At 73.6% G+C, this 25,700-nt stretch carries 24 protein-coding genes and 1 tRNA gene; 8 read left to right on the top strand and 17 right to left on the bottom strand.

The window, feature by feature from the left end; translation table 11 throughout:
* Window positions 1-28: 28 nt before the first annotated feature.
* From ACFVXG_RS43635 to ACFVXG_RS43595, 9 genes are all read right to left on the bottom strand, one after another.
* On the bottom strand, window positions 29-253 hold the full coding sequence (locus ACFVXG_RS43635) for a DUF6126 family protein (RefSeq protein ID WP_387936074.1): 225 nt from the start codon (window positions 251-253) through the stop codon (window positions 29-31).
* 32 nt (window positions 254-285) lie between these two features.
* Entirely contained in the window at window positions 286-951 is a 666-nt protein-coding gene (locus tag ACFVXG_RS43630; protein WP_387936073.1) for a helix-turn-helix domain-containing protein, read from the bottom strand.
* A gap of 80 nt (window positions 952-1,031) precedes the next feature.
* Window positions 1,032-2,765 carry a pyruvate dehydrogenase gene (locus tag ACFVXG_RS43625; RefSeq protein WP_387936072.1) on the bottom strand — a complete coding sequence of 578 codons (1,734 nt, stop codon included), beginning with the start codon at window positions 2,763-2,765 and terminating at the stop codon, window positions 1,032-1,034.
* A 200-nt stretch (window positions 2,766-2,965) separates the two neighbouring features.
* A complete protein-coding gene (locus ACFVXG_RS43620; protein WP_387936071.1) occupies window positions 2,966-5,371 on the bottom strand; it encodes a glycoside hydrolase family 65 protein in 2,406 nt (801 codons plus the stop codon).
* Entirely contained in the window at window positions 5,368-6,117 is a 750-nt protein-coding gene (locus ACFVXG_RS43615) for an HAD family hydrolase (RefSeq protein WP_387936070.1), read from the bottom strand. The genes ACFVXG_RS43620 and ACFVXG_RS43615 overlap by 4 nt, the downstream gene beginning before the upstream one ends.
* A 131-nt stretch (window positions 6,118-6,248) precedes the next feature.
* Window positions 6,249-7,049 (bottom strand): VOC family protein, encoded by an 801-nt coding sequence (locus tag ACFVXG_RS43610; RefSeq protein ID WP_387936069.1) that lies wholly within the window; start codon window positions 7,047-7,049, stop codon window positions 6,249-6,251.
* 243 nt (window positions 7,050-7,292) lie between these two features.
* A complete protein-coding gene (locus tag ACFVXG_RS43605; protein ID WP_387936068.1) occupies window positions 7,293-7,742 on the bottom strand; it encodes an SRPBCC domain-containing protein in 450 nt (149 codons plus the stop codon).
* Window positions 7,743-7,903: 161 nt separating this feature from the next.
* Window positions 7,904-9,664, bottom strand: coding sequence for an LCP family protein (locus ACFVXG_RS43600; RefSeq protein ID WP_387936067.1), 1,761 nt, complete (start codon window positions 9,662-9,664; stop codon window positions 7,904-7,906).
* A 319-nt stretch (window positions 9,665-9,983) separates the two neighbouring features.
* Complete coding sequence (locus tag ACFVXG_RS43595; RefSeq protein ID WP_387936066.1) at window positions 9,984-11,675, bottom strand: LCP family protein; 1,692 nt, start codon at window positions 11,673-11,675, stop codon at window positions 9,984-9,986.
* A 350-nt stretch (window positions 11,676-12,025) separates the two neighbouring features.
* Between ACFVXG_RS43595 and ACFVXG_RS43590 the strand changes: the two genes are divergently transcribed.
* A complete protein-coding gene (locus ACFVXG_RS43590) occupies window positions 12,026-12,742 on the top strand; it encodes a G1 family glutamic endopeptidase (protein WP_387936065.1) in 717 nt (238 codons plus the stop codon).
* Between the two features lie 107 nt (window positions 12,743-12,849).
* On the opposite strand, the gene ACFVXG_RS43585 is transcribed toward ACFVXG_RS43590, so the two are convergent.
* The gene (locus ACFVXG_RS43585; RefSeq protein ID WP_387936064.1) at window positions 12,850-13,833 is read right to left on the bottom strand and encodes an alpha/beta fold hydrolase; all 984 of its coding nucleotides are present in this window, start codon (window positions 13,831-13,833) and stop codon (window positions 12,850-12,852) included.
* 256 nt (window positions 13,834-14,089) lie between these two features.
* Here ACFVXG_RS43585 and ACFVXG_RS43580 point away from each other — a divergent pair, with 256 nt between their 5' ends.
* Together ACFVXG_RS43580 and ACFVXG_RS43575 are read left to right on the top strand one after the other, a co-directional pair.
* Window positions 14,090-14,665 carry a TetR/AcrR family transcriptional regulator gene (locus tag ACFVXG_RS43580; RefSeq protein ID WP_387936063.1) on the top strand — a complete coding sequence of 192 codons (576 nt, stop codon included), beginning with the start codon at window positions 14,090-14,092 and terminating at the stop codon, window positions 14,663-14,665.
* 123 nt (window positions 14,666-14,788) lie between these two features.
* On the top strand, window positions 14,789-16,219 hold the full coding sequence (locus tag ACFVXG_RS43575) for an MFS transporter (protein ID WP_387936062.1): 1,431 nt from the start codon (window positions 14,789-14,791) through the stop codon (window positions 16,217-16,219).
* 6 nt (window positions 16,220-16,225) lie between these two features.
* Here ACFVXG_RS43575 and ACFVXG_RS43570 read toward each other — a convergent pair whose 3' ends face one another.
* The 4 genes from ACFVXG_RS43570 to ACFVXG_RS43555 form a co-directional block, all read right to left on the bottom strand.
* Window positions 16,226-16,654: a hypothetical protein gene (locus ACFVXG_RS43570; protein ID WP_387936061.1), complete on the bottom strand. Its 429-nt coding sequence runs from the start codon at window positions 16,652-16,654 to the stop codon at window positions 16,226-16,228.
* 163 nt (window positions 16,655-16,817) lie between these two features.
* Complete coding sequence (locus tag ACFVXG_RS43565; RefSeq protein ID WP_387936060.1) at window positions 16,818-17,327, bottom strand: hypothetical protein; 510 nt, start codon at window positions 17,325-17,327, stop codon at window positions 16,818-16,820.
* 109 nt (window positions 17,328-17,436) lie between these two features.
* Window positions 17,437-17,509 (bottom strand) — tRNA-Lys (locus ACFVXG_RS43560).
* A 49-nt stretch (window positions 17,510-17,558) separates the two neighbouring features.
* Window positions 17,559-18,311 (bottom strand): DNA polymerase beta superfamily protein, encoded by a 753-nt coding sequence (locus ACFVXG_RS43555; protein WP_387936059.1) that lies wholly within the window; start codon window positions 18,309-18,311, stop codon window positions 17,559-17,561.
* 112 nt (window positions 18,312-18,423) lie between these two features.
* On the opposite strand from ACFVXG_RS43555, the gene ACFVXG_RS43550 reads away from it, so the two are divergent.
* From ACFVXG_RS43550 to ACFVXG_RS43540, 3 genes are all read left to right on the top strand, one after another.
* The gene (locus ACFVXG_RS43550) at window positions 18,424-19,641 is read left to right on the top strand and encodes a DNA glycosylase AlkZ-like family protein (protein WP_387936058.1); all 1,218 of its coding nucleotides are present in this window, start codon (window positions 18,424-18,426) and stop codon (window positions 19,639-19,641) included.
* A gap of 21 nt (window positions 19,642-19,662) precedes the next feature.
* Entirely contained in the window at window positions 19,663-20,448 is a 786-nt protein-coding gene (locus tag ACFVXG_RS43545) for an SDR family oxidoreductase (RefSeq protein WP_387936057.1), read from the top strand.
* A 133-nt stretch (window positions 20,449-20,581) separates the two neighbouring features.
* Complete coding sequence (locus ACFVXG_RS43540) at window positions 20,582-21,277, top strand: tyrosine-protein phosphatase (protein ID WP_387936056.1); 696 nt, start codon at window positions 20,582-20,584, stop codon at window positions 21,275-21,277.
* A gap of 22 nt (window positions 21,278-21,299) precedes the next feature.
* Here ACFVXG_RS43540 and ACFVXG_RS43535 read toward each other — a convergent pair whose 3' ends face one another.
* Both ACFVXG_RS43535 and ACFVXG_RS43530 read right to left on the bottom strand, forming a co-directional pair.
* Window positions 21,300-21,764, bottom strand: coding sequence for an RICIN domain-containing protein (locus ACFVXG_RS43535; protein ID WP_387936055.1), 465 nt, complete (start codon window positions 21,762-21,764; stop codon window positions 21,300-21,302).
* Window positions 21,761-23,014 (bottom strand): low temperature requirement protein A, encoded by a 1,254-nt coding sequence (locus ACFVXG_RS43530; protein ID WP_387936054.1) that lies wholly within the window; start codon window positions 23,012-23,014, stop codon window positions 21,761-21,763. Before ACFVXG_RS43530 ends, ACFVXG_RS43535 begins: the two co-directional genes overlap by 4 nt.
* A gap of 76 nt (window positions 23,015-23,090) precedes the next feature.
* Here ACFVXG_RS43530 and ACFVXG_RS43525 point away from each other — a divergent pair, with 76 nt between their 5' ends.
* Together ACFVXG_RS43525 and ACFVXG_RS43520 are read left to right on the top strand one after the other, a co-directional pair.
* Window positions 23,091-24,185 (top strand): hypothetical protein, encoded by a 1,095-nt coding sequence (locus tag ACFVXG_RS43525; protein ID WP_387936053.1) that lies wholly within the window; start codon window positions 23,091-23,093, stop codon window positions 24,183-24,185.
* A gap of 92 nt (window positions 24,186-24,277) precedes the next feature.
* Window positions 24,278-24,613 carry a hypothetical protein gene (locus tag ACFVXG_RS43520; RefSeq protein WP_350507592.1) on the top strand — a complete coding sequence of 112 codons (336 nt, stop codon included), beginning with the start codon at window positions 24,278-24,280 and terminating at the stop codon, window positions 24,611-24,613.
* Between the two features lie 67 nt (window positions 24,614-24,680).
* Here ACFVXG_RS43520 and ACFVXG_RS43515 read toward each other — a convergent pair whose 3' ends face one another.
* The gene (locus ACFVXG_RS43515; protein WP_387936052.1) at window positions 24,681-25,514 is read right to left on the bottom strand and encodes a TIGR02452 family protein; all 834 of its coding nucleotides are present in this window, start codon (window positions 25,512-25,514) and stop codon (window positions 24,681-24,683) included.
* Between the last annotated feature and the right edge of the window lie 186 nt (window positions 25,515-25,700).

Here is a 25,700-nt window from a genome sequence, read left to right as displayed (position 1 = left end):
CGGCTTGACGGGCTTGAGGAGGTCTCAACTACTTGTTGCGGTTGCCCAGTTCGAACAGCAGCATGATGAAGCCGGCGAAGGCGTGGATCCCCGCGGTGTAGATGACCAGGCGGAGGTAGACCCGCTTGTTGGCCCACTTGCCGGCGTCCATGGTCTTCGGACCGGCTGCGGTGTCGGCGGCTCCGACCGGAACGGCACCGGTGGCGGCGCCGGCGGTGGCGGCAGTGGTGGCGGGGGTGGTGGGATCGGCCATGGTGATCTCCTCCGGGTGGGCCTGACGGCAGGTCAGTGGCTCGCGGCGGGGCCGCCGCCGAGGCAGAGTTCGCCGCCGGGGCTCTGCAACAGGGTGTGGATGAAGAGCAGTTCGACGCCGGTGTCGGATTCGGCGGCGATGCAGTGCGGGGTGAGCGAGTCGTAGTGGGCGGAGTCGCCGGGGGCGAGGTGGTGGACGCGGTCGCCGAGGGTGACCTTCAGCTCCCCGCGCAGGACGTACAGCCACTCCTCGCCGGGGTGGACCCGGACCACCGCGTCCTGGACGCCCGGCGGGACGTGCACCCGCAGGGCCTGCATGGCGCGGCCGGGGGCACCGGCCCGGCGGTAGCCCCAACCTCCCGCCCGGCCGGGCTCTATGGCCCCGCCGCGGACCACCGGGTCCGGTTCGACCATGGCCTCGCCGAGCAGCCCGGAGACCGAGGTGCCGTAGGCGCGGGCGAGGCCGAGCAGGACGGGCAGCGAGGGCTGGCGGCGGCCGGTCTCCAGCCGGGACAGATAGGCTGGGGAGAGGCCGATCCGGCCCGCGGCGACCTCCAGGGTGAGCCGGCTGCTGAGCCGGTGCTCACGGAGGCGGGCGGCGAGGCCGGCGACCTCCTGGTCGTCGAGTTGCTGGCCGTCGGGCTGCCGACCGTCGGACTGCCGGCCGTCGGCGGGGGTGCCGGTGGAGCTGCTGGTCATGTGACCAGTGGACACCCGCCGTGCCGCCGGGGCAAGAAAGTTGCCTCAGAGGCAAATCACGGAAGCCGGCCCCGAGTCGCTCACGGCCGCGGGATGTTGCGCAGGTTGCTGCGCGCCAGGTCGACCATCCGCCCGACCCCGCCCGACAGCACCGTCTTCCCGGCCGCCAGCGCGAAGCCCTTCACCTGGGCGGCGGTGATCCGCGGCGGGATGGACAGCGCGTTGGGGTCGGTGACCACGTCCACCAGCGCCGGTCCGGGCCGCTCCAGCGCCTCCGCCAGCACCTCCCGGACCCGGGCCGGCTCGGTGACCCGCTTGGCCTGGATGCCCATCGCCCGGGCGACGCCCGCGTAGTCCACGTCCCCGTTGTCGATCTCGGACTCCGGGTAGCCGGAGACCAGCATCTCCAGCTTGATCATGCCGAGCGCGCCGTTGTTGAAGACCACCGTCTTCACCGGCAGCCGGTACTTGGCCACCGTGAGCAGCTCGCCGAGCAGCATGCCGATCCCGCCGTCGCCCGCCATCGCGACCACCTGCCGCCCGGGGCAGGCGAGTTGGGCGCCGATCGCGTGCGGGAGGGCGTTCGCCATCGAGCCGTGCAGGAAGGAGCCGATCACCCGGCGGCGGCCGTTGGGCTGGAGGTAGCGGGCGGCCCAGACGTTGTTCATGCCGGTGTCGACCGTGAACACCGCGTCCTCGGCGGCGACTTCGTCCAGCACCGAGGCGACGTACTCGGGGTGGATCGGCAGGTGCTGCTCGATGTCCCGGGTGTAGGCGCCGATCACGTCCTCCAGCGACTTGCAGTGCTTGCGCAGCATGCCGTCCAGGAAAGACCGGTCCGGCTTCGCGTCCAGCAGCGGCAGGACGGCCCGCAGGGTGGCCGCGACGTCGCCGTGCACGGCCAGCTCCAGCGCGGTGCGCCGGCCCAGCCGGGTCGCGTCGTGGTCGACCTGGACGGTGCGCGCCTGCGGCAGGAAGGAGTCGTACGGGAAGTCGGTGCCGAGCAGCAGCACCAGGTCGGCGGAGTGCAGCGCCTCGTGGCAGGCGCCGTAGCCGAGCAGGCCGCTCATCCCGACGTCGTACGGGTTGTCGTACTGGATCCACTCCTTGCCGCGCAGCGAGTGCCCGACCGGCGCGTTCAGCGCCTCGGCGACCGCCATCACCTCGGCGTGCGCCCCGCGCACCCCGGCGCCGCAGAACAGGGCGACCCGGCGGGCCGCGTTCAACAGCCGGGCCAGCTCCTGCACCTGGGACCAGGGCGGCGCGGCCACGGCCTGCTCGGTGAGGAAGTGGCTGCTGCCGGTCGGCCCGGCGGCGGGGAGGGCGGCGACGTCCCCGGGGAAGGCCAGCACGGAGACGCCGTGCGAGCCGAGCGCGTGCTGGATCCCGACCCGCAGCAGCCGGGGCAGCTGGGCGGGGGTGGAGAGCATCTCGCACCAGTTGCTGCAGTCGGTGAACACCCGCTCGGGGTGGGTCTCCTGGAAGAAGCCGGTGCCGATCTGTCCGGACGGGATGTGCGAGGCGAGCGCGAGCACCGGCAGGCCGCTGCGCTGGGCGTCGTACAGGCCCTGGATCAGGTGGGTGTTGCCGGGGCCGCAGGAGCCGGCGCAGACCGCGAGGCGGCCGCTGAGCTCGGCCTCGGCGGCGGCCGCGAAGGCGCCGGCCTCCTCGTTGCGCACGTGCACCCAGCCGATGCCGTCCGCCCGGCGGATCGCGTCGACCACGGGGTTGAGGCTGTCGCCGACCACGCCGTAGACCCGTTCCACCCCGGCCTGCCGGAGCACCTCCACCATCTGTTCGGCCACGGTCGCCACGGGTGCACCCCTTCGCCGGGCGCCGGGCGTCGGCCGGGCGCCGGTTGTCACAGGACGTGCCCACCCTCCGGCGCGGGGGCCCGCTCCGCATCCGGAGCGGGCCCGAACAGGCGAGCGACCGGCCCGGCCGCTCCGCCGCCGACCGGCGCGGACGTTGCCCCCGCCGACCGGCCCGGCCACTCCCCCGCCGACCGGCCCGGCTACTCCGCCGCCAGGTGCTCCTGCTGGCCGAGCTTCCCGGCGACCAGGCCCGCCTGGGGCTGGCGGCGGGCCGGTTCGCGGCCCGGGGGCTGGACGCAGCGCTCCTGGGCGGGCGGGGCGGTGGTGGGCAGGGTGACCGGGGAGCCGGCCTTGACCTGGACCGTCTCGCCGTCGTGCCGCAGGTGGATCACCTCGCCCCGGCGCAGCGTGTAGGTGGTGCCGTCGTGGGTGATCCGGACGCCGAGCAGATGGCCGCGGACCAGCAGCGAGAAGCTCAGCTTCATCAGCCCGGAGGGCAGCCGGGGCCGGAAGTCGAGCGTCTCGCCGTGGTCGCGCAGTCCGCCGAAGCCGGCCACCAGGGCGATGCAGGCCCCGGCGAGCGAGGCCATGTGCAGGCCGTCGCGGGTGTTGCCGCCGAGGTCGTGGAGGTCCATCAGCGCCGCCTCGGCCGTGTAGTCGTAGGCGAGGTCGAGTTGGCCGACCTCGGCGGCGATCACGGCCTGGGTGCAGGCGGAGAGCGAGGAGTCGCGGACGGTGAGCCGCTCGTAGTAGGCGAAGTTGCGGGCCTTCTGCTCGTCGGTGAAGGCGTCGCCGCGGACCTGCATGGCGAGCACCAGGTCGGCCTGCTTGACCACCTGCTTCCGGTACAGGTCGAAGTACGGGTAGTGCAGCAGCAGCGGGTACTTCTCCGGCGGGGTGGACTCGAAGTCCCAGACCTGGTGGTGGGTGAAGCCGTCGGCCTGGGGGTGGACGCCGAGGTCCTCGTCGTACGGGACGTACATCGCGGCGGCGGCGTCGCGCCAGGCGGCGGTCTCCTCGGTGTCCACGCCGAGCGCGTCGGCCTCGCGCGGGTGGCGGACGGCGGCCTCGGCGGCGGCGCGCAGGTTCGTCTGCGCCATCAGGTTGGTGTAGACGTTGTTGTCGGCGACGGCGCTGTACTCGTCCGGACCGGTGACGCCTTCGATCCGGAACTTCCCGGCGCTGTCGTGGTGGCCGAGCGAGCGCCACATCCGGGCGGTCTCCACCAGGAGTTCGAGGCCGTACTCGCGCTCGAACTCCGCGTCCCCGGTGGCCCGGACGTAGCGGGCGACGGCGGCGGCGATGTCGGCGCCGATGTGGAAGGCCGCGGTGCCGGCCGGCCAGTACCCGGAGCACTCCTCGCCGCGGATCGTCCGCCAGGGGAACACGGCTCCGGCCAGGCCGAGTTGGGCCGCGCGCTCGCGGGCGAGCGGGAGGGTGGTGTGCCGCCAGCGCAGGGCCTGGTTGACGGCGCCGGGCAGGCAGTAGGTGAGCACCGGCAGGACGAAGGTCTCGGTGTCCCAGAAGCTGTGCCCGTCGTAGCCCGGGCCGGTCAACCCCTTGGCGGGGATGGCGCGTTCCTCGCTGCGGGCGCCGGCCTGCAGCACGTGGAAGACGGCGAACCGGACGGCCTGCTGGAGTTCGACGTCGCCCTCGATCTCGACGTCGCTGGTCTCCCAGAACTCCCTGAGGTAGTCGGCCTGTTCGGCGACCAGGCCGTCCCAGCCGGTGTAGCGGGCGGCGTTCAGCGCGGCCTCGACCTGGTCCCGGACGGCGGGCAGCGAGCGGGTGCCGGACCAGCCGTAGGACATGAACTTGACCAGCCGCAGCCGCTGTCCGGGGGCGAGCACGGTGGTGACGCTGATCCGGCAGTGGTCGGCCTCGGCCTCGGCGACGGTGTCGAGCCGTTCCGGGCCCTCGATGACGTGGTCCATCCCGGCGGCGACCCGGATGCCGCTGAACCGGGTGCGGTGCACCAGGACGGCCTTGGTGCCGCTCGCGTGGTGCGCCTCGGCCTGCAGCGGCGCCTCCAGCACGGCGGCGGCGCGCGGATCGCCCTCCGGGCCGCCCGGCAGCTGCTCGTTGGCGACCAGCTCGGACTGGAGCACGATCCGCACCGGCCCGTCCACCGCCTCGACGGTGTACTCCACGGCGGCGATGGCCCGTTGGGTGAGCGAGACCAGCCGGGAGGAGCGCACCCGGATGGTCCGCCCGGCCGGGGAGGTCCATTCGCAGTCGCGGTGCAGCAGGCCCTCGCGGAAGTCCAACCAGCGGGTGTGGCTGACCAGTTCGCCGTAGCGCAGGTCGAAGGGCTCGTCGTCCACCAGCAGCCGGATGATCTTGCCGTTGGTGATGTTGATGACGCTCTGGCTGGACTCCGGGTAGCCGTAGCCGCCCTCGCCGTACGGCAGCGGGCGCAGTTCGAAGACGCCGTTGAGGTAGGTGCCGGGCAGGCCGTGCGGCTCGCCCTCGTCCAGGTTGGCGCGCAGGCCGATGTGGCCGTTGGAGAGCGCGAAGACGGACTCGGCGCGGGCCAACGAGGCCGGGTCCACGCCGTGTTCGGTGACCTGCCAGGGGTCGATGGTGAAATTGTCCGCAGGACTCATCGCTCTTCCTCCGGCAGCAGCTCGGCGAGGTCGTCGACGACCACGGTGGCGCCGTCGCGGCGCAGTTCGGCGGCCTGCCCGGTGCGGTTGACCCCGACCACCGCGCCGAAGCCGCCGGCCCGGCCGGAGGCGACCCCGGCCAGCGCGTCCTCGAAGACGGCGGCGTGCGCGGGTTCGACGCCGAGCTCCCGGGCGGCGTACAGGTAGGTGTCCGGGGCGGGCTTGCCGGGCAGGGACCGTTCCTTGGCGACCACGCCGTCCACGATCACGTCGAAGAGGTCCAGGATGCCCGCCGAGCGCAGCACGTCCCGGCAGTTGGCGCTGGAGGAGACCACCGCGCGGGGCAGTCCCAGCGCGCGCAGCCGGTGCACGTAGGCGACCGAGCCGTCGTACGGGGCGACGCCCTGCTCGCGGATCAGCCGCAGCACGGTGTCGTTCTTGGCCCGGCTGACGCCCTGCACGGTACGGGTGTTCGGCGGGTCGTCCTCGGTGCCCTCGGGGAGGTCGATGCCCCGGCTGCGCAGGAAGGCCCGGGTGCCGTCCAGCCGCGGGCGGCCGTCCACGTAGGTGTCGTAGTCGGTGACGGCGTCGAAGGGGACGAACGGACCGCCGGTGCGGGCGGATTCGGCGCGCAGGAAGGCATCGAAGGTGTCCTTCCAGGCCGCGGCGTGCACCGTGGCGGTCTGGGTGAGCACCCCGTCGAGGTCGAAGAGGAAAGCGCGGATGTCGTCCGGTAGCCCCAGCATGGGTGCAGTCTGCCCCGGGAACGCGGGGGATGCCGCCCATTCCCGGCGGCGCGTCGCGGGAAGGGCGGCTTCCGGTTGCCCGCCGCGGCCGGGGGCCGTCACGGCCGGGGCCGTCGCGGCCGCGGCACCGGTTACGGCGAGTCCGGCATCTGCGCCTCCGGCGCCTGGATGACGGCGAACAGCGCGCCCTGCGGGTCCCGGACCACGGCCATCCGGCCGGACTGCATGTCGAACGGCGGCTGGAGCACCGAGCCGCCGGCCTTGACCAGGGCGTCCACCGTGGAGTCGGTGTCGTCCACCGAGAAGTACGTCATCCAGTGCGAGGGGGTGCCGGACCCCAGGTACCCGGGGATCGCCTGCATGCCGCCCACCGTGCGGTCGCCGACGTTCAGCGAGAAGTAGCCGTCCATGCCCTGGATGGTGGCCGGGCGCAGCCCGACCGCCGGCTGGTAGAAGCGGCCGGCCGCGTCGGTGTCGGAGGTGTTGAGCTCGTTCCAGACCAGCGCGCCGGGCTCGTTGACGACGCCCGCGCCGATGAAGTCCATCGCCTGCCAGACCCCGAACACCGCGCCGGTCGGGTCGGCGGCGACCAGCATCCGGCCGATCGTGCCGACGTCCATCGGCTCGTAGAGCACCGTGCCGCCGGCCCCGGCGATGGCGGTGTGGGCCGCGTCGGCGTCGTCCGAGGCCAGGTAGGTGGTCCAGGCGACGGGCGGCAGCGGCTGCCCCTCGGGCCCGGACTGCGTCATGATCCCGGCGACCGGGCGGCCGTTGAGGGTGCACACGGCGTACCCGCCGAACTCGGCCGGGCCGACCTCGCCCTGCCAGCCGAACAGGTCGCGGTAGAAGTCGAGCGCGGCCTGCTGGTCGCTCGCCATCAGGTCGATCCAGCACGGGGTGCCGGGCTTGTACGGATCGGTCACTAGGGGCATTGCGGGGCCTCCCGGAGGCGGTGGTGGCCGGCTGGGGTCGTCGGGCGGGCGGACGGGCCCGGCCCGACCGGTACGGCCGTCCGCACGGACGGCGGTACGACGGCGGTACACCGCCCACCTTCGGTCCGGCGCCGCGTTCCCGCCACCGGACGGCGCCCTGGCGGGCGACCGGCGGCGGGGCGGCGGGGCGGCGGGGCGGCGGCGGGGCGGTGGCGGGGCGGTGGCCGGGTTGTGACCCCGCGGTCACTCCTCGTCGTGGCGCAGGGCGGTGACGAAGAGCGGCTGCGCCTTGCCGCTCTGCGCGTAGTCCTTGAGCCGGACCAGCAGTTCGGCCCAGGTGCCGGCCACCATCGGGACGCCCTCCTCGCTGCCCGGCTGCCAGCCGCCGTGGCGGAACAGCAGCCGGGTGCGGTCGGGGGCGTCGGGCTGGTCGGAGAGGTCCCAGCTGATCCAGGTGCCGGCCCAGTGCGGCGGGAAGGCCCCGGCGTTGGCCCACAGCACCCGGTCCGGGTCGGCCCGCTCGCGGCGCAGCCGGAACGGCTCGGGGACGCCGGGGAAGTCGAAGAGCAGCACCTCGCCCTCGCGGTCCACGCCGGTGGTCCACCAGCTGGTCAGCCCGACGTGGGTGTTGAGCGCGTCGAGCACGGCGGACCGGGGCGCGGCGATGTCGATCTGCATGGCGATCTCGGGCATGGGGTCCGCCTTTCGGTGACGGTGGCCCCCTCGGCGGCCCGGTCCGGCGACGATCCGCGGACGGGCCCTGAGCCCACGATGGCACGACCCCGGGGCGTACGCGCTCCGGGGTCGTGCGGTCGGTCCGGCGGTCGGTCCGGGAGTCGGTCCGGCGGGTGCGGTCAGCCGCCGCTGCCGTAGGTGGTGTTCGCGCAGATGTCGTCGTCCGCCGAGCGGGCGTCGTTGGTGACGGTGGTGGGCAGCGGCTGCGGGGGCGTCTGGACGCCGGGGGTGGCACCCGCGGCGGGCGCGGTGGTGCCCATGCCGTTGGCCGCGGCGAAGTCCTGGCCGACGATCACCGAGATGCCCTTCGCGCTGCTGGGCTCCAGGCTCGCGCCCGGGAACAGCGCGGCGAGCTTCTCGGCGTTCGCCTTCTGGCTGGAGCTGTACTCGATCGTGGTGGTCTTGTACTTGGTGTTCGCCGCCTGGCCCGCCGTACTGGCCGAGTACTTGGCGCCCTTGAGCAGGTCGGTCCCCTTGCCGGCCAGGCCGTTGACGACCGTGCCGTTGTAGACCGCGACCTTGACCGAGGCGTTGGAGGGGTCCCCGGCCGCCGCGGCGGGCGTGCTGGGCGCGGCCTGCTGGGGGGCGGTGGTGCCGGCGGCGTCCGGCTGCTGGCCGGTGGCGTTCTGGCCGTCGATGGTCTGGTCGGCCTTGAGGGTGTCCCAGAGCTTGTTGGCGTCGGGCTGGACCAGGTCGATGTTGGCGTCCTGGGTGCGGTAGCGCCAGGGCGCCGTCACGAACTTGAGGTCGTGCATGTCGATGTTCTTCAGCGACAGGCCGAAGGAGATCAGCTTGTCCGCAGAGTCCAGCCCGGGGTCGACGGTCAGCGACTTGGTGGCCGCGTCGGCCAGCGGCAGCAGGTTGGTGGGGCTCAGCCCCTCCTTCTTCATCTTGGTGGCGAGCGAGCTCATGAAGGCCTGCTGGCGCTTCATCCGGCCGATGTCGGAGCCGTCGCCGATGCCGTGCCGCAGGCGTACGTAGTCGAGCGCCTGCTGTCCTTCGACGGTCTGCTTGCCCTGCGGGAGGACGAGGTTGCCCTTCTTGTGCAGGTTGGGGTTGATGTCCCCCTCGTAGATCGCCTTCGGCAGGCAGACGTCCACGCCGTTGACGGCCTTGGTCATCGCGGCGAAGCCGTTGAAGTCCACCACCATGGTGTGGTCGACCCGGATGCCGGTGACCTTCTCGATGGTGTTCTGGGTGCAGGCCGGGTTGCCGCCGTCGCTGCCGCCGACCGAGAAGGCGGCGTTGAACAGGTCGTTGCCGCCCTTGGTCCACTTGCCGTTGGGCAGCTTGCAGGACGGGATCGGCACGATCGCGTTGCGCGGGATCGAGATGCCCACGGCGTGCTTGTGGTCGGCGTAGACGTGCAACAGGATCGTGGTGTCCGAGCGGGCGCCGCCGTCCTCGCCGCCGCCGAGGTCGGAGTTGTTGCCGCCGCGGCTGTCGGAGCCGATCAGCAGGATGTTGACCGGCTTGTTGCCGTCCGCGTCGGCCTTGGCCTCGGGCGGGCGGTCGGTGGCTATCGCGTCGGCGTCGAAGGACTTGATGTTGGCGTTCAGCTTGAAGTAGATCGCGCCGCCGGCGCCCGCGATCAGCACCAGCACGCCGGCCGCGGACCAGGCGACGATCTTCTTCACGTTCTTCTTGGGCTTGGCGCCGCGCCGCGCCGCCGCCCGGCCGCCCGGGCCCGTCCCGCCGGAGCCACCGGAGCCGCCGGACCCGCCGTCCGACCGGCCGCCGCCCTTGCCCTGCGCGGCACGCCGGGCCTCGGCCCGACCGCCGGAGCGCGGGGCGGGCACGCCGCCCGCCGCACCGTCCGCCGGGAGTGCCCCGGGCGCGTCCTCGCCCCGAGCCGGGCTCTCGCCCCTGCGACCTGCCATGCGCTTACCTTTCACCGACGGAAGCGACGCCCCGGACGATCTGGCGCACCGCACTCAGGGAGACGGCCGGAACCCGCTCCCTGGTTGTACGTACGAAAGTCGGTACAGACCGACCATCGTGGCTTCCGATCATATGGAGACCGAAGGCGATCACCGACCTCCGGTACACCAACCACCCCGCAGGCCACCGGGCGCTGCCGCCACAGAACGTCCGGAATCGACCGATTCGGGCGGGGTGTCGTCGGCCTCGGAGAACCGGGCGGGAACCGGGCGGGAACCCGGTGCGAACTGGGCGAGAACCCGAGGGGAACCGGCCAGATCAGAAGACGCAGGGGATGCCGCCGTCGGCCTGGGCGTCGACCATCGGGCCCTGCTGGGCCACGTTGGTGCCCGGGTCGGTCGGGGCGGTGGTGGGCCGGTCGGCGGCGACGCCGGTGAAGCCGGTACCGAGGACGACGACCACCCGGTCGGGGCCCACCGAGGCGGACTCGGCGGCGGTCACGCCGTAGCGGGCGGCGATCTGGTCGGCGCCGTCCTTGGCACCCTTGCCGTAGCTGACCGTGGTGGTCTTCGGGCGGCTGGCCGCCGGGCCGGTCCTCCCCTCCTTGAAGCCCATGCCGACCAGGGCCTTGGCCTCGTCGGAGGAGGACACCCCGGCGGCGGCGGAGGCATTGAGGACGTCCACGGTGACGGCCTTGGCGGCGGCGGTCGGCGGCGCGGTCGGAGCCGTCGCGGTCGACTGGGCGGGGGCCGGGGTGGTGGCCGTGGCCCCGGGGGTCGCGTCGGCCGGGGCGGGGGCGGCGTCCGCGTAGCCGAAGAGCTGTTTGACGATCTTCTGGATCTTGGCCGGGTTGACGAGGTTGACGTCCTGGCCGTTGACCGACGAGAGGTCGGCCACCGGGAGGGTGCGGAACTCGGCGTTGCCGCCGGTCAGGTTGGGGGCCTGCTGGGCGAAGTCCAGGACGTTCCACTGGTCGTCGATGACGAGGTCCTGCTGCAGCACGCCCATCAGCTCCCGCATCTTGCCGAGGTCGCCGACGATGCCCTTCTGCTTGAGGTTGTAGACGACGTAGGAGACGAAGGCCTGCTGGCGGTGGGTGCGGGCGAAGTCGTCGGAGTTGCCGTGGCCGTCGTCCAGGTTGTGGCGCTGGCGGACGAAGGAGAGCGCCTGGGCGGCGTCCAGCTTGCTGTGCCCGGCGGGGAGCTTGAGTCCGGTGCCGCCGCCCGCCTTGGTGGCCGTCCTGGCGATGATCGGGTCGTCCACCGGGTGGGTGAGGCAGACCTCGATCGGCGCGAGCACCTTGGCGATGTCGTAGAAGCCCTTGAGGTTGACCTCGGCGACGTGGTCGACGGGCTGGTCGAGGAAGGTCTGGACGGTGCGGATGGTGGCCGCGCGCCCGACGTCCCGGCCGGCCTTCTCCAGGTCGGGGCCCTTGAGGCCCTTCGCCTTGGAGCTGCCGTTGAACTGGTCCTTGGCGTTGCCGTAGGCCTCCTTGATCTTGGCCATGCCCATCTTGGTGCCGTCGCCCTTGTACGTCATGACGTAGTCGTCGCGCGGGATGGAGACCGCCTGCACCTTGCCGCCGCCCGCCGGTATGTGCAGCAGGATCAGCGAGTTGGTGTTGTAGCCGCCGATCTCGGAGTCGTGGCCGGCGTGCAGCTCGTTCTCCACGATCGACGGGTCGAGGTCCGAACCGTCCATCGCCTTGCGGCTGTCCAGGCCGATCAGCAGCAGGTTGATCGAGTTGTCGAGGTGCTTGGGGGCGTCCTTCTTGGTCTCGTCGAGGGCCTTGGACGTGGTCATCCCGTCGGTCAGCGACGTGTACTCGTACCAGACCACTCCGCTGGCCGCGAACACCGTGAAGCCGACCGCGCAGGCCGCCACCCGGCCCGCGATCAGCAGCGGGGAGCGTCCGCCGCCACCGGCCTTGCGGACGGCGGCCCGGCCGCCGGCCTGCGGCGGCTGCTCGGGGCCCTGCGGCTGCTCGGCGTTCTCGGTGTGCTCGGCCATGGTGTGTCCCCCGGCTCCCGGACCGTTCGATCCGTTTTCGACAGGCATGGAGTCGCCAGCGAAACACAGAAACGGATCACGCCAAAACGGTTCGACGTCAAATTGCCATCGCTGCGCCCGATTTACCGCAGATTGACCCCGACCGAAACGACTTCGAGGCCGGCATTGGTTCGCCGACGCATCGTCAAGTAGTGCACCCGACAGTGCAATGGCTTGGCCAACCTTCCCCCTGATCCTCTTGCCCCGGGCATGACAGTCGGCTCATCCTGAACTGCCACTCGCCAACGGCCGCCCCCACGGCCTCAGTTGGCTTGTGCTCCTCCTGTTCGTCCCCTCACGAAGGAGTCAGCATGCGCAGATTCATGATCCGCCTCGCCACCCTCGCGGCAGCGGCCACCACTCTCGCCCCCGTCGCGCCGACCACCGCGGCGGCCGCCCAGGGGCTCGCCTTCCGCCCGCTGCAGTACAACACCAACGGCTACAACTGGGGCGGCTACGCCGCGACGGGCAGCGGCTTCAGCTCGGTCTCGGCGTCCTGGACCGAACCGGACGCGACCTGCAACTCCAGCAACGACCTCTACGCCCCGTGGGTCGGCATCGACGGGTACGGCTCCTCCAGCGTCGAGCAGACCGGGGTGGCGACCGACTGCTCCAGCGGCAGCCCGGTCAACCAGGCCTGGTACGAGATGTACCCGGCGAACCCGGTCTACCTGAGCCTGAGTTCGTACCCGGTGTCGGCCGGCGACCACATCACCGCCTCGGTGAACTACGTCGGCAGCAACCGGTACACCCTCAAGCTGACCGACTCCTCACGGGGCTGGACCTACACCACCACCAAGTCCACCACCGCCCAGCGGACCAGCGCCGAGGTCATCATCGAGTCGCCGACCGGCGCCTACCCCGACTTCGGCACGCTGAACTTCACCTCGGCCACCGTCAACGGCAAGTCCCTCGGCTCGGCCGGCCCGGTCGCCCTCGACCCCAGCTCCAACGGCACCTTCGAGGCCAGCACCGGCGGCCTCGGCTCCGGTGGCACCAGCTTCAGCGAGACGTTCCTGGCGGAGTGACCGCCCCGGTGCCGGGGCGGGCGGGCGCCCACCCGCCCCGGCACCGGCCCCGCGGCCCCGGCCCAGACAGGGTCCGGCAGGGTCCGGCAGGGTCCGGCAGGGTCCGGTCAGCGGGCCAGCAGCTGCCGCAGCTGGTCGATGACGAACTGCGGATCCTCCTCCAGCACCCAGTGGTTGGCGTTCGGCACGACCGCGGTGGTCACGTCCGTCGCGACGTTCTTCATCTCCTCGCCGATCGAGTCCTTCATGCTGTTCTGGCCACCGAGGCCGAGCACCGGCATGGTCAGCCGGTCGTGCTCGAGCAGCGCCTGCAGGTCGTGCATGCCCTTGTCCTGCTGGCGGAAGAAGTCGAAGCCCGAGCGGGTGGCGCCGGGGCGGCTGTAGGCGGCGGTGTACTCCCGCTGGGCCTTGGCGCTCGGCGCCCCGCCCGGGCCGCCGTTGTTGTAGACCGACCCGTAGTAGACCTTCTCCTTGCCGGCCACCAACTGCTCGGCCACACCGGGCTGTTGGCCGTTGACGAAGGAGTCCCACCACAGGAAGTTCGGCATGTCGGCGACCAGCTTCAGGTACCAGAGGGTGGGCGGCGCCTCCAGGATCCCCAACTGGCTCACCTGGTCGCGGTACCGGGCGGCGTAGGCCAGCGCCACCCCGCCGCCGATGTCATGGCCGGCCACCGCGACCTTGGTGCCGCCGAAGCCGAGCCGGTCCACCACGGCGTGCACGTCGGCGGCGAGGGTGAGCGGGGTGTAGCTGCCGTAGGCGTCACTGTCGGAGGCCTGCGAGCGGCCCAGCCCGCGCAGGTCGACCGCGATCACGGTGTGGTCCTCGGCCAGCGCGGGCGCCACCTGCTCCCAGGCCTGGAGGGTCTCCGGCCAGCCGTGCAGCAGCACCAGCGCCGGGCCGTGCCCGGCCACCGCGTAGTGGATCCGCAGGCCGTCGCTGACCGCGTAGCCGTCCTTGAAGCCCGGCAGCCCGCCCGGCGGGGTGGCGGAGGCCTCGGCGGTGCTGCCGGTGGTGGTGAAGAACGTGGCGGCGGCGAGCGCGGCGGCGGCCGCCGCGACCGGCCAGCGCTTGGCCTGACGCCCAGTCAATGTCTTTGTACGGGACACGAATTCCCCCAGGTGATCGTTTTCGTTCGGGCGGCATCGTAGGACAGCGGGCCGAACCCGTTCGGCGCCCGGCGGCGCCCGGCCCGGCGCGGCCCTGCCGATTGACGCGAATCACGGCCCTCGTTGGCGCGAACCCACCCTGGTCCGTGCACGCAGGGAACGGGCGCCGGGGCCTCGCCCGCACCGGGATCTGACGGAGTTTTTGACAGAGCCGACAATAACTGGCACGATCCTCCCCATGGCACGCCCGAGGAAGTTCGACACCGAGGCCGCGATCGACGCGGCCATGAACACCTTCTGGACCAAGGGGTACACCGCGACCTCGACCGACGACCTGGCCGAGAGCACCGGCATGCTGCGCGGCAGCCTGTACAACGCCTTCGGCGGCAAGCGCCAGCTGTTCGAACTGGCGCTGCGCCGCTACCGCGAGGGCGGCGGCGCCGGGGCGAACCCGGTGCAGGACGACCGTCCGCCGCTGGAGCGCATCCGCCGACTGCTGCTGACCGGGGTGGACCAGGCCTCGGCCGACCACCGCGGCTGCCTCGCGGTCAATACCGTCACCGAACTCGCCATCCGAGAGCCGGAGTTGGCCGATCTGGCCCGCCAGGCCTTCATCCCGCTGGAGGCCTCACTGACCACCGCGATCGAGGCCGGCCGGCTCAGCGGCGAGATCCGCGCCGACCGCGCCCCACAGGTGCTCGCCCGCCAGGTGATGGCCGGCTTCCACGGCCTGCTGCTCCAGGCCAAGGCGGGCTTCGAGCCCGAGTCGCTGCACGCCACCGTCGACGCGATCGTCGAGGACCTGCGCGCCTGACCACCTGAACGCCCGACCGCATGACTGCCTGAGCGCCCGAGTCCTCACGGGGGCTCCGGGCTTCCCCGCACCCAGGTTTTTGGCACTTCAACCAACAACTACTCCCGCCGGAGGCCAGACCCCATGCCCCTGCTCCCCGTCATCCTGGCGGCGTTCTTCATGTACGGCTTCGACGGCAACGTCGTGAACGTCGCCCTGCCCGCCATCCGCGCCGACCTCGGCGCCGGCCAGGCCGCCCTCGAACTGGTCGTCGCCGGCTACGTGTTCAGCTACGCCACCGGACTCGTCCTCGGCGGCCGCCTCGGCGACATCCTCGGCCACCGGCGGATGTTCCTCACCGGCATGGCCGCCTTCACCGTCGCCTCCGTGCTCTGCGGACTCGCCCAGTCCCCCACCCAGCTGGTGCTCGCCCGCATGCTCCAGGGCCTCACCGCCGCCGCCATGGTCCCCCAGGTGCTCGCCCTGATCACCACCGTCATCCCCGCCGAAGGCCGGCCGCGCGCCCTCGCCTGGTTCGGCGTGACCGGCGGACTCAGCGGCGTCTGCGGCCAGCTGCTCGGCGGCGTGCTGCTCGACGGCGACCTCTTCGGCCTCGGCTGGCGCGCCGTCTTCCTGGTCAACCTGCCGGTCGGCCTGGTCGTCCTCGCCGTCGCCGCCGCCGTCCTGCCCCGCACCACCACCGGACGCCGCCCCGCCCTGGACGGCATCGGCGTGCTCGCCGTCTCCGGCTCGCTGGCCCTCGCCCTCGTCCCGCTCGTCCTCGGCCGGGAGGCCGGCTGGCCGCTCTGGGCCTGGGCGATGCTCGCCGCCGCCGTCCCCGCCGCCCTCGCCGCCCTGCGGTGGGAGCGCCGGCTCGCCGCCCGCGGCGGACAGCCGCTGCTCGACCCCGACCTGTTCCGCGGCCGGGTCTTCCGCACCGGCCTCGCCGTCAACGCCGCCTTCATGGCCTTCTTCGCCGGCTTCGTGTTCGTCATCAGCCTGACCGTCCAGACCGGCTTCGGCTACAGCCCGCTGCGCTCCGGCCTGGTCTTCACCCCCATGGCCGTCCTCGCCATGGCCGGCTCGCTCACCGGCAAGCGGCTGCTCCCCCGGTACGGGCTGCGCGTCCCCGTCGTCGGCGGCGCGATCACGGCGCTGAGCCTGCTGCTCACCGCCCTCGCCCTGCAGACCGACGGCGCCCGCCACGCCCTGCCCGTCCTGCTCGCCACCATGGGCCTGATGGGCATCGGCAACGGCCTGGTCCTGCCGTCCCTGATCGGCGCCCCGATGGCCGGGATCGCCCCCGAACGGGCCGGCACCGCCTCCGGCACCCTCTCCACCACCCAGCAGTTCGCCGCCGTCACCGGCGTCGCCGTCATCGGCGGCAGCTACTTCGCCGTCCTCGACCACCACAGCCCGGCCGTCGCCGCGGCCACCGCCGGCTGGGTCGCGCTCGCGGCCGTCCTCGCCATGATCGGCCTCACCGTCCGACTCTCCCGCGCCACCGCCGCGGCCGCCGCCCCCGCCGCAGCTCCCGGCGCCACCGCCCCGGCCCCGGCCCTCGCCAACCGGTGACCGGGGTCAGCCGGCCTGCCGGACCTTCACACCCCCGACCAGCGAGTACGAACGCACCTTGACCACCGCACCGCCCGGCTCGCCCACCACGCCCTGGCTCCGGCCGCCGAGCAGCGAGAAGCCGCTGACCTCCACCGCCGTCCCGGCCGGAACGGTCAGGTCCACCCCGCCGAACACCGAGAACGCGTCCACCTCGGCCGAGGCACCCTCCGGGTAGGCCAGCTCCGCGCCACCGACCAGGGCCACCTTGACCAGGTGCGTCCCGTCCACCGGCAGCACCGCCTCGGTGTGGTCCAGCTTCGCCCCGCCCACCGCGGCCACGTGCACCGTGCGCTGCCGGGCCGCGAAACCGCCGCGGTGCTTCAGCCCGCCCAGCAGTGCCAGGCTCCACTCGGTGCGGCGGGCCTCGGACGCGATGTTCTTCGTGATCTCCATGCCCTGAAACCTACGGCCGGGCCCGGACGCCCCGTCAGTGCCCGCGAACACCAGCCCGCCATGACAAACGTCATGCCCCCACCGCAGAACGGCCCGGGCCCCGGGCAGTGGTCGATCCACTGCCCGGGGCCCGAGCCATTGGTGGGGAAGTACGACAGGTAGGTCAGGCCCGGGCAGCGGCCCCGGCGTCGTGCGCGGCGAAGAGCTCGTCCGCGATCTCCCGGGTCCGCGGCAGGTCCGCCAGCGGCTCCCCGACCACGCGCCCCGCCAGCTCCCCGGCCAGCCGGATCACGTCCTCCCGCAGCTCGGCCTCGGCCAGCACCCGGTCCGCCGCCAGCTGCACCTGCGCCTCGGCCAGCATCCCGTCCCGCAGCGCCTGCCCCTCGGCCCGCAGCTGCGCGATCAGCGCCGCACCCTCCTCGGTCGCGGTCTGGCGGATCACCGCCGCCTCGTGCCGCGCCGCCGTGAGCTCCGCCTGGAACTCCTCGTACACCCGCTGGGCCTCGGCCCGCGCTTCCTCCGCCCGCTCGACACCCCCCTCAGTGGCGTCCCGCCGCTCCCCCAGCACCTTCTCGATCCGCGGCAGCAGAACAGCCCCGAGGATCCCGAATATCAGGAAGAAGCAGACGAGTCCGATGACCAGCTGTGCAACATCCGGCTTCAAAGGTCCCATGACACCAAGATAGTTGAGCCTTCCTCACTCACCCTCACCGCCCCCGGACACGACGAAGGGCGCCCTCCCCGACGGGGAGAACGCCCTTGGCCTGACCGGATCGTTCGTGTGGGCCACCAGGGGCTCGAACCCTGAACCTACGGATTAAAAGTCCGCAGCTCTGCCAATTGAGCTAGTGGCCCGCGGCCCTCCGTGCCGGGTGGTCCCGGGTGGGGAGGGCCAACGGCGATCCTACCCGGTGGGGCCCAGGGCTCCGCCAGTGGATTGGGTGGGCGCGCCGGGTGCGGGGGGTGCGGCTCGAGGCGGGCTGTAGTGGGCGGCGCGGACGCGGCGGAGCCAGGCCTCGGCGGGGCGGGGGTCGGGGGCGGCGGGCAGGACGCCGGGGCGGGCGAGGCGGTCGGCGGCGTCGGCGAGCAGCTGTTCGGCGGTGGCGGGGCGGTCGGCGATGCGTTCGCCGAGGTCGCGGACGCGTTCGGGGTCGGGCAGCCGGATCAGGTTGTGGCCGGTGCGGTGCAGGCGGACGGCCTGCTCGACCAGCCGGACGAGGTGCCGGGCGTGCTTGGCGGCCCGGCGGCGGGTGGCCGGGTCGGTGGTGTCGCGGGTCAGCAGTTTGCGGAACTGCTGGTCCGCGTAGCCGAGATAGGCGTTGCGGACGGCGGGTGCGCTGAGGAAGCTCGACCGGATCTCGACCAGTTCGCGACCGAGCGGGGTGGCGGTCTCGTACAGGTCCTCGGGCAGCCAGACGAGTTCGGAGGCGGTCGGGTTGCAGGACAGCGCCAGCCGGCACCACTTGGCGGCCTCGTGCAGGGTGACGTCCGGCTCGGTGGTGACGTGCGACTCGGCCGGGCGGTGCAGGCCGTGCAACTCCTCGGTGGGGACGGCGAACAGGCCCAGCCGGTCGATGTCGGAGCCGGCGTGGGCGAAGCCGTAGGCGGTGGAGCCGACGATGCCGGAGAGCAGCACGGTGCCGGGTGCGGCGGGCATGCGTTCTCCTCTCGGTCAGTGGTTCTTCCGGGTACCGCATCCTCTCCGGAACGGGCCGCGCCGGGCGAGCGATTTCCGACCCGGGGCCCGCCCGGCCGCCGATACTGGCCCCATGGAGCACGATCCCCGCCCGGAAGCCGTCGGCGTCGAGAAGTTGCGGGCCTGGTGGTCGCACCGGCAGTGGCTGGACCGCCCGCACGCCGGGGCGTCGGCCGCCGAGGTGCTGGCCGCGACCGGCTGGGCCCGCTCGGTGGGCGGCGCGGCCCCGTACCTGGGCCTGTTCGCCCGGGCCGGGCTGGGGCGGGCGGCGGTGGACGCCGCGGTGGCCGACCTGGCGGTGCACGAGCTGCCGTCGGCGCGGGGCTGCACCTACGTGCTGCCGGCCGCCGACTTCGCGCTCGGCCTGGCGGTGGGCGCGGCCGCCCCGGAAGGCGAGCTGGCGGCCGCGGCGAAGCACCTGGGGGTCGGCCGGGACGAGGTGGAGCAGCTCTGCCTGGCCATCGAGCGGGCGCTGGCCGACGGCGGGCCGCTGGATCCGACCACGATCCGGGAGGCGGTCGGCGGCGCGGTCCGGTCGCTGGGCGAGCCGGGCCGCAAGCGCGGGCTGGCGACCACCCTGCCGCTCGCCCTCGGGCTGCTGCAGTCACGCGGCCGGATCCGCCGGGTGCCCGTCAACGGCCGTCTGGACCAACAGCGTTACGGCTACGTCGGCTGGGACCAGCCGGTCGCGGGGAACGCCGTGGACCTCGCCCGCCGCTACTTCTCCTGGGCCGGGCCGGCCACCCTCTCGCACTTCCGCTGGTTCTCCGGCTTCTCCGCGGCCACCGCCCGCGCGGCCGTCGCCGAGGCCGGCCCGGTGCCGGTCGCCCCCGGCTCGGTGCTGCTGCTGCCGCCCGAACTCGCCGAGGAGTTCGCCGGGTTCGAGGTGCCGGCCGAGCCGCACTACACCCTGCTGGCCGGCATCGACGGCATCCACCTGCTGCACCGGGACCTGTCCCGGCTGCTCGACCCGGCGGACGCCGCCCGCCCGCTGCCCGCCGGCCGGGCCGGGCGCACCTTCGGCGGCGAGACCGACCCGCAGACCCACCTGGTGCTGGACCGGGGCCGGATCGTCGGCCTGTGGGAGTACGACACGGAGCGGGCCGAGATCGTCCACCAGTCCTTCGTCCCGCCGGACGACGCGCTGCGCGCGGCGGTGGCCCGCACCGAGGCGTTCGTCCGGGACGAGTTGGGCGACGCCCGCGGGTTCAGCCTCGACTCGCCGAAGAGCCGCGCCCCGAAGGTCGCCGCGCTGCGGGAGGCCGCCTCGGCGGGGCGGCGCGCCGGCTGACGGCCGGGTAGCGTACGAGCCATGTCGACTCCCAGCACCGACGACAGCACCGCCGCCGACACCGACGAGGTCCTGCTCGTCACCGGCGCCGGCCGCGGCATCGGCGCCGCCACCGCCCTGCTGGCCGCCCGCCGCGGCTACCGGGTGTGCGTCAACTACCGTACGGACGAGGCCTCGGCGGCCGCCGTGGTGGACGCCGTCCGGGCCGGCGGCGGCACCGCGATCGCCGTCCGGGCCGACGTCAGCCGCAGCGCCGAGGTGGAGCGGCTGTTCGCCACCGTGGACGCCGAACTCGGGCCGCTCACCGGGCTGGTGAACAACGCGGGCACGCTGGAGCGGCAGTGCCGGCTGGAGGACATCGACGAGGACCGGCTGAACCGGATCTGGGCCGCCAACATCACCGGCCCGTTCCTGTGCGCGGCCCAGGCCGTCCGCCGGATGTCCACCCGGCACGGCGGGCGCGGCGGCGCGATCGTCAACGTGGGCTCGGCCGCCTCCCGGATCGGCTCGCCGAACGAGTACGTCGACTACGCGGCCGCCAAGGGCGCGGTGGACTCGATGACCCGCGGACTGGCCCTGGAGGTCGCGGCCGAGGGGATCCGGATCAACTGCGTGCGCCCGGGCCTGATCCACACCGGCATCCACGCGCTCGGCGGCGAGCCGGGCCGGGTCGACCGGGTCGCGCCGGGCCTGCCGATGCGGCGCGGCGGGGAGCCGGAGGAGGTCGCCGAGGCGGTGCTGTTCCTGCTGTCCCCGGCCGCCTCGTACACCACGGGGGCGTTCCTGGAGGTCTCCGGCGGGCGCTGACGGGGCTGCGGCGCGACGTCGTACGGGACGTCGTACGGGACGGGGTACGCGACGGAGTACGGAACGGGGTTAAGCGAACGGTCCTCTCCGGTTTCCTTCCCCCCGCTCCGTCCGCGCCCGTACGGTGGGGGCCATGACCGATGCCTTCATCGACATCCCCGGTGTGCGCAACTTCCGTGACGCGGGCGGGATCGGCGCCCTGCGCCGGGGCGTCCTGTACCGCTCCGGCTCCCTCCACACGCTCACCGAGGAGGGTGCCCGGAAGCTCAAGGACCTCGGCCTGCGGACGGTGATCGACCTGCGCAGCCCGTTCGAGCTGGAGGTCTGGCCGGACCAGCGGCACGGCCTCGACCACGAGTCCCTCAACCTGCCGACCCTGCCCGCCAACCGCGAGGACCTCGACCGCCCCTGGCCCGAGGACCAGGCCGAGCTCTACACCTTCATGCCCGAGACCGCCGGCCCCTCGCTCGCCGCGGTGATCCGTCGGCTGGCCGCCCCGGAGGCCGTGCCGGTGATCGTGCACTGCGCCGTCGGCAAGGACCGCACCGGCCTCACCATCGCCGTCCTGCAGTCCCTGCTGGGCGCCTCGGACGCCGACATCACCGCCGACTTCCTGCTCTCCAACGCCGGCCTCGACCTGGAGGACGGCCCCACCCCGTACATCGACGAGACCGGCACCGAGCGGATCTCCCGCCCGATCAACGCCGACCTCATCGCCTCCTCCCTCGCCTGGATCCGCACCCACCACGGCACCGTCCCGGCCTACCTCGCCGCCCACGGCCTCACCCCCGCCGACCTGGACGCCCTCCGGGCCAACCTCTCGGCCTGAGGCGCCGGTGGGACGGCCCGCTCTACCGCTGCCGTTCGAAGCGCCACCACTGGGTGGGGGCATCGGTGTCCTCCCACTGCTGGGCGCCGGTGTCGGTGGCGGTGAGGGGCTTGCCGCTGATGAAGCTGGTGACGGTGTAGGTGCCCGGGGCGTCGACGTGGGCCTCCAGGAGCCACTCCTGGGCGCCGAAGGCGTTGGCGGACCACTGCTGGACGGGGACGCCGTCCTCCGGGGAGGCACCGGTGACGTCGAGGCGCTTGCCGCTGCCGGCGTTCTCGATGTGGAAGAGCGCGCCGCCGGGGTGGACGGCGGTGAGCTGCCAGAGCTGGGCGTCGGAGCCGTCGTCCGTGCCGAGGCGGATCCGGGCGCCGCTGCGTCGGGAGGCCTCGGCGACCTCCAGCAGCAGGCCGCTGCCGATGTTGCGGATCCGGTAGCGGCCGTCGGTGACCGCCTGGTCGGCCGTGCTGTCAGGGGCGCTGTCCGTCATGGCCGCAGTCTCGCACCAGCGGCTGACAGCGCGGCCCGCTCCGCGGTGCGGCGGCGCGCCTCGTGCCCGAAGACGGCCGCCAGCACCGCGACCACGGCGGCGACCTGGGCCAGGGCGGACACCGAGGTGCCCAGCGGTACCGTCCCGGCGATCAGGGCGGCGCCGACCAGCCGGGGCAGGTTGGGCCGCAGCCCGAAGAAGCGTCGGACGGCGGTGTTGACCACCAGGTACAGGGTGATGCCGCCGGCCAGCGCGGTGGCCTGCGGCGGGGTGATCGCGGCGCCGGGGTGGGCGGTCGCCGACTTCACCCCGGCGGCGAACAGCAGCACGCCGAACAGCAGCCCGAGGTGGCCGAGGTAGTAGACGGAGACCGCCGCCCGGTTGCGCTCGGCGGAGGGCAGCGAGGCCATGTGGTGCTCGGCGCGCGCGTCGTCGTCGTGCCCGAAGTACGCCCACCAGAGCCCGACGCAGACGGTGAGGCTGAGCAGCGCGACGGCGATCAGCGCCGGTCCGAGCCCGGCCGCGCCCGCGCCGATCCCGATGGCGATCACCGACTCGCCGAACGCGATGATCACGATCAGCCCGTGCCGCTCCACGAAGTGGTCCGCGCGCAGCCGGAACTCGGGCAGCCGGGCCACCCGCGGGGTGACGAACTGCATCGCGAAGGCCGCTGCCCAGAAGCCGAGTTGGGCCGTGCCGGTGAGGTAGCCGCCGGTCACCACCAGCGCGGTGACGACCAGGTTGGAGGCGCCCATCCGCAGCGCCGCACCGGGCGCCACCCCGGCGGCGACGAACATCCCGGTGTGCAGGGCGACCACCACCAGGTACGCCCAGCCGAACGCGGCGCCGCTGCCCTCGAAGGCGTGCGGCACGGACAGCGAGATCACCAGGAAGGCGCCCATCGCCAGCATCAGCAGCGCGCGCCGCCCGTGGGTGCGTGGCGGCATGGCATTGGTGAGCCAGATGAAGGCGTCGTACATCCACCAGATCACCCCGAGCATCACCAGGACCTGGGCGAAGCCGCCGGGGGTGAGGTGGTGGACCAGGCTGCCGGTGAGCTGGGTGATGGTGAAGACGAAGACGAGGTCCAGGAAGAGTTCGAGCGCCGCGACCTTGAGGGCCGGTTCGGCCTTGAGCGCGGGTTCGGCCTTGAGCGCGGGTTCGGCCTTGAGCGCCGGTTCGGCCTTGAGCGCGGGCTCGGATATCGCGCCGACCTCGGACGCGACGGGGGGTACGGGAGACGCAGTCACCGCGCGAGTATCCGTCACCGGGCCGGTGCGCAGGGCGGTTTCCGGTGGACGGGCGGGGCCGCCTATGCTGCGGCGAATGTCCGACCAGAGCACTTCGCCGACCCGTCAGCAGCCCACCCTCCTCGAAGCGGTGGCCGTACTGGAGGCGGTGGTCGCGGCCGGCGACGACGAGGGCTTCGGCCCGGCCCTGGGCCTGGTCGGCGGGGTGTTCGGCCCGGCCGGACCGGCCGAGCGACGGGCGGCCGGCCCGCGGCTGGCCGCGTTGCTGCCGGACGCGCCGCCGTTCCCCCGGGCCCACCTGGCCATGGTCGTCGGCGCCTGCGTGGAGTCCGGTGCCGGCCCGGTGGCCTGCGCCGGCCCGGTGCTGGCCGGACTGCGCGGGGCGTTGACCGGCGCGCAGCGGCTGGTCGAGCACTGGGCGCGGACCGGCGGCGGGCCGCTGCCGGACCAGGAGGCGGACGATCCGGCCGAGGCGCACGCCCGGATCGAGGACCCGGCGCACCTCGACCCCTGGCACGCGCACCAGGCCGTGGTCGCCTGGTGGACGCTGCACCTGTGGCAGCAGGCCGCCTGGGCGGTGTACGCGCACCCGCCGGTCCGGGCCGAGGCCCGCGCCTCGGGCGTCACCGAGGTGCTGCTGGGGCTGTTCGACCGGTACGACGGCGAGCGGCACGACTTCAAGGGCCTGACGCACCTGGCGCTGGTGCTCGACGACGAGCCGCTGCTGGTCCTCGACCGCCCCACCGGCACCGGCTACCTGCTGCGGATGAGCGGCCTGAGCGACACCTTCCAGCTGCACACCCTGCTCGCCGACGTGCTGATCGGCGGCGGCCACCTGCCCGGCGCCCCGCAGGACCCGGAGGTGGTGGCGCTGGCCCGGACGGAGTTCCTGGACGGCCGCCGGCTGATCGCCACCGGCGCCTTCAACCTGGTCGCCCCGGACGGCTCCTGGCTGTGGAACGAGGGCACGCCGAGCGACGTCCCGGTGCTGGACGGCGTGCGCACCCTGGTGCTGGAGCCGCTGCCGTACGAGCGCAGCTGGTCGGCCGGGCGCTTCCTCCAGGAGGTCCCGGGCGAGCTGCGGCTGGAGCGGGTGCTCGACCCGGCGGAGGCGGCCCGGCTGCTGGCCCGGACGGTGCCGGGGGCGGCTGCGGCCTCGGCCTTCAACTGAGCGCCCCGGGCCCCTGGCCGGTTGCCCCGTTCACCGCGTTAGGGTCGGAAGCCGACGCACGTCCCCTACGAGCCCTACGAGTGGAGTCGACGATGGCGAAGGTCCCGAACGCGCTCGCGGCCGCCGCGCCCGCCGCGCTGACCGCGGCGAGCGGTCTGGTCGGCGGTTACGGCGTGGCCCGCTGGAGCGGCCGGCGCGAACTGGGCGGCGCGGTGCTGGCGGTGGCCGGTGCCGGGGCGGCCGCGCAGTGGCGGCGCAGCTCGGGCACGGCGGCCGCGGCGGCGCTGACCGGCCTGTACGTGGCGGCCTTCGGCGGCTCGCACCCGCTGGCGAAGCGGATCGGCGCCTGGCCGTCGGTCTTCGCCGTCACCGGGGTGGTGGCGGCGGCTTCGACGGCCGCGACGGTGCTGTCCGCGCGCAAGCGCTGAGCAGCCCGTCCCGAACCGGCCCCCCACTGGTCCTGAGCCGGTCACGGCCCTGGTTCACGGCCCCGGTTCAGGACGGCACGACCGCCGTACCGAACCGCGCCTCGAAGGCCGCCCGGTTGGCCGAGACCGGCGAGCGGTCCCAGACCGCGAACACCACCTGGTCGAACGCGCCCCCGTACCGGGCCAGCGCGCCCTCGAAGGCCTCGGCGACCTGGGCCGGGTCGTTGCGGAACACCCCGCAGCCCCAGGCGCCGAGCACCAGGGCGCGGACCTCGTGCCGGGCCGCCGCCGCGAGCACCCGCAGGGCCCGCTCGGCGAGCACGCCCCGGACGTCCGTACCGGCCGAACGCCGTTCCAGCTGACCGGCGTTGGGGGCGGGCGAGGTCAGGAAGGTGACCGGGTACGGCCGGGCCAGCAGGTCGCCCCGGCCGCCCCGGATCACCGGTACGGCGGGCGAGACGATGACCCGGTGGCTGTACCGCAGGTCCGTCGAGGCCCGGTGCGCCTCGTAGTAGTCCGGCGCCTCGACCAGGCAGCTGTACAGCAGCGCGCTGCGGCAGAGGTCCTCCTCCTGGGCGCGGGCGCCGCGCAGGTACCCGCCGCCGGGGTTGCGCGCGGAGGCGAAGTTCAGCACCCCGACCGGCCCGGCCCCGGCCGCGACCAGCCGCCGGGCGGCCTCGACGCTGCCCTCGGCCGTCACCTCGATCCGCCCGCCCGCCGGACCCCGCTCCCCCGCCGCCAGCAGCGCGTCCAGCCCCTCCGGCGCGTACGACACCGTGCCGGCCCGGGCAGCCGCCAACTGCTCCCCCACCTGCACGAGTTCGCCCCCGGCCGTCCGGTAGCTCCCCCGCGCGGCGATCTCCTCGTTCACCCGTGCCACGTCATGCAGTCTGCTGCTCATGTCCGTGACGCTACGGGACTACCCTCAGCACGCGCCACAGGTTATTCTCACTACCAGAACAACACCTCGGGGGGCGTGTGGCAGCGAGGTGTCGGGGGGGGTACCGGGGGTATCGGGGGATATCGCCGGGGGAACGCGAAGGGCCCGCTCCGGGGGACGGAGCGGGCCCTTCGTACGTGGTTCAGT

The sequence above is a fragment of the Kitasatospora sp. NPDC058162 genome (assembly GCF_042884005.1).
Lineage (GTDB): Bacteria > Actinomycetota > Actinomycetes > Streptomycetales > Streptomycetaceae > Kitasatospora.
The sequence above is the reverse complement of the archived record's forward strand: the minus strand, read 5'-3'. Positions and strand labels throughout refer to the sequence as shown.

Coding starts and splice junctions, on each gene's coding strand:
- ACFVXG_RS43635 (WP_387936074.1), bottom strand. CDS start 253: ATGGCCGATCCCACCACCCCCGCCACCACTGCCGCCACCGCCGGCGCC.
- ACFVXG_RS43630 (WP_387936073.1), bottom strand. CDS start 951: ATGACCAGCAGCTCCACCGGCACCCCCGCCGACGGCCGGCAGTCCGAC.
- ACFVXG_RS43620 (WP_387936071.1), bottom strand. CDS start 5,371: ATGAGTCCTGCGGACAATTTCACCATCGACCCCTGGCAGGTCACCGAA.
- ACFVXG_RS43615 (WP_387936070.1), bottom strand. CDS start 6,117: ATGCTGGGGCTACCGGACGACATCCGCGCTTTCCTCTTCGACCTCGAC.
- ACFVXG_RS43610 (WP_387936069.1), bottom strand. CDS start 7,049: ATGCCCCTAGTGACCGATCCGTACAAGCCCGGCACCCCGTGCTGGATC.
- ACFVXG_RS43605 (WP_387936068.1), bottom strand. CDS start 7,742: ATGCCCGAGATCGCCATGCAGATCGACATCGCCGCGCCCCGGTCCGCC.
- ACFVXG_RS43600 (WP_387936067.1), bottom strand. CDS start 9,664: ATGGCAGGTCGCAGGGGCGAGAGCCCGGCTCGGGGCGAGGACGCGCCC.
- ACFVXG_RS43595 (WP_387936066.1), bottom strand. CDS start 11,675: ATGGCCGAGCACACCGAGAACGCCGAGCAGCCGCAGGGCCCCGAGCAG.
- ACFVXG_RS43590 (WP_387936065.1), top strand. CDS start 12,026: ATGCGCAGATTCATGATCCGCCTCGCCACCCTCGCGGCAGCGGCCACC.
- ACFVXG_RS43580 (WP_387936063.1), top strand. CDS start 14,090: ATGGCACGCCCGAGGAAGTTCGACACCGAGGCCGCGATCGACGCGGCC.
- ACFVXG_RS43575 (WP_387936062.1), top strand. CDS start 14,789: ATGCCCCTGCTCCCCGTCATCCTGGCGGCGTTCTTCATGTACGGCTTC.
- ACFVXG_RS43570 (WP_387936061.1), bottom strand. CDS start 16,654: ATGGAGATCACGAAGAACATCGCGTCCGAGGCCCGCCGCACCGAGTGG.
- ACFVXG_RS43565 (WP_387936060.1), bottom strand. CDS start 17,327: ATGGGACCTTTGAAGCCGGATGTTGCACAGCTGGTCATCGGACTCGTC.
- ACFVXG_RS43555 (WP_387936059.1), bottom strand. CDS start 18,311: ATGCCCGCCGCACCCGGCACCGTGCTGCTCTCCGGCATCGTCGGCTCC.
- ACFVXG_RS43550 (WP_387936058.1), top strand. CDS start 18,424: ATGGAGCACGATCCCCGCCCGGAAGCCGTCGGCGTCGAGAAGTTGCGG.
- ACFVXG_RS43545 (WP_387936057.1), top strand. CDS start 19,663: ATGTCGACTCCCAGCACCGACGACAGCACCGCCGCCGACACCGACGAG.
- ACFVXG_RS43540 (WP_387936056.1), top strand. CDS start 20,582: ATGACCGATGCCTTCATCGACATCCCCGGTGTGCGCAACTTCCGTGAC.
- ACFVXG_RS43535 (WP_387936055.1), bottom strand. CDS start 21,764: ATGACGGACAGCGCCCCTGACAGCACGGCCGACCAGGCGGTCACCGAC.
- ACFVXG_RS43525 (WP_387936053.1), top strand. CDS start 23,091: ATGTCCGACCAGAGCACTTCGCCGACCCGTCAGCAGCCCACCCTCCTC.
- ACFVXG_RS43520 (WP_350507592.1), top strand. CDS start 24,278: ATGGCGAAGGTCCCGAACGCGCTCGCGGCCGCCGCGCCCGCCGCGCTG.
- ACFVXG_RS43515 (WP_387936052.1), bottom strand. CDS start 25,514: ATGAGCAGCAGACTGCATGACGTGGCACGGGTGAACGAGGAGATCGCC.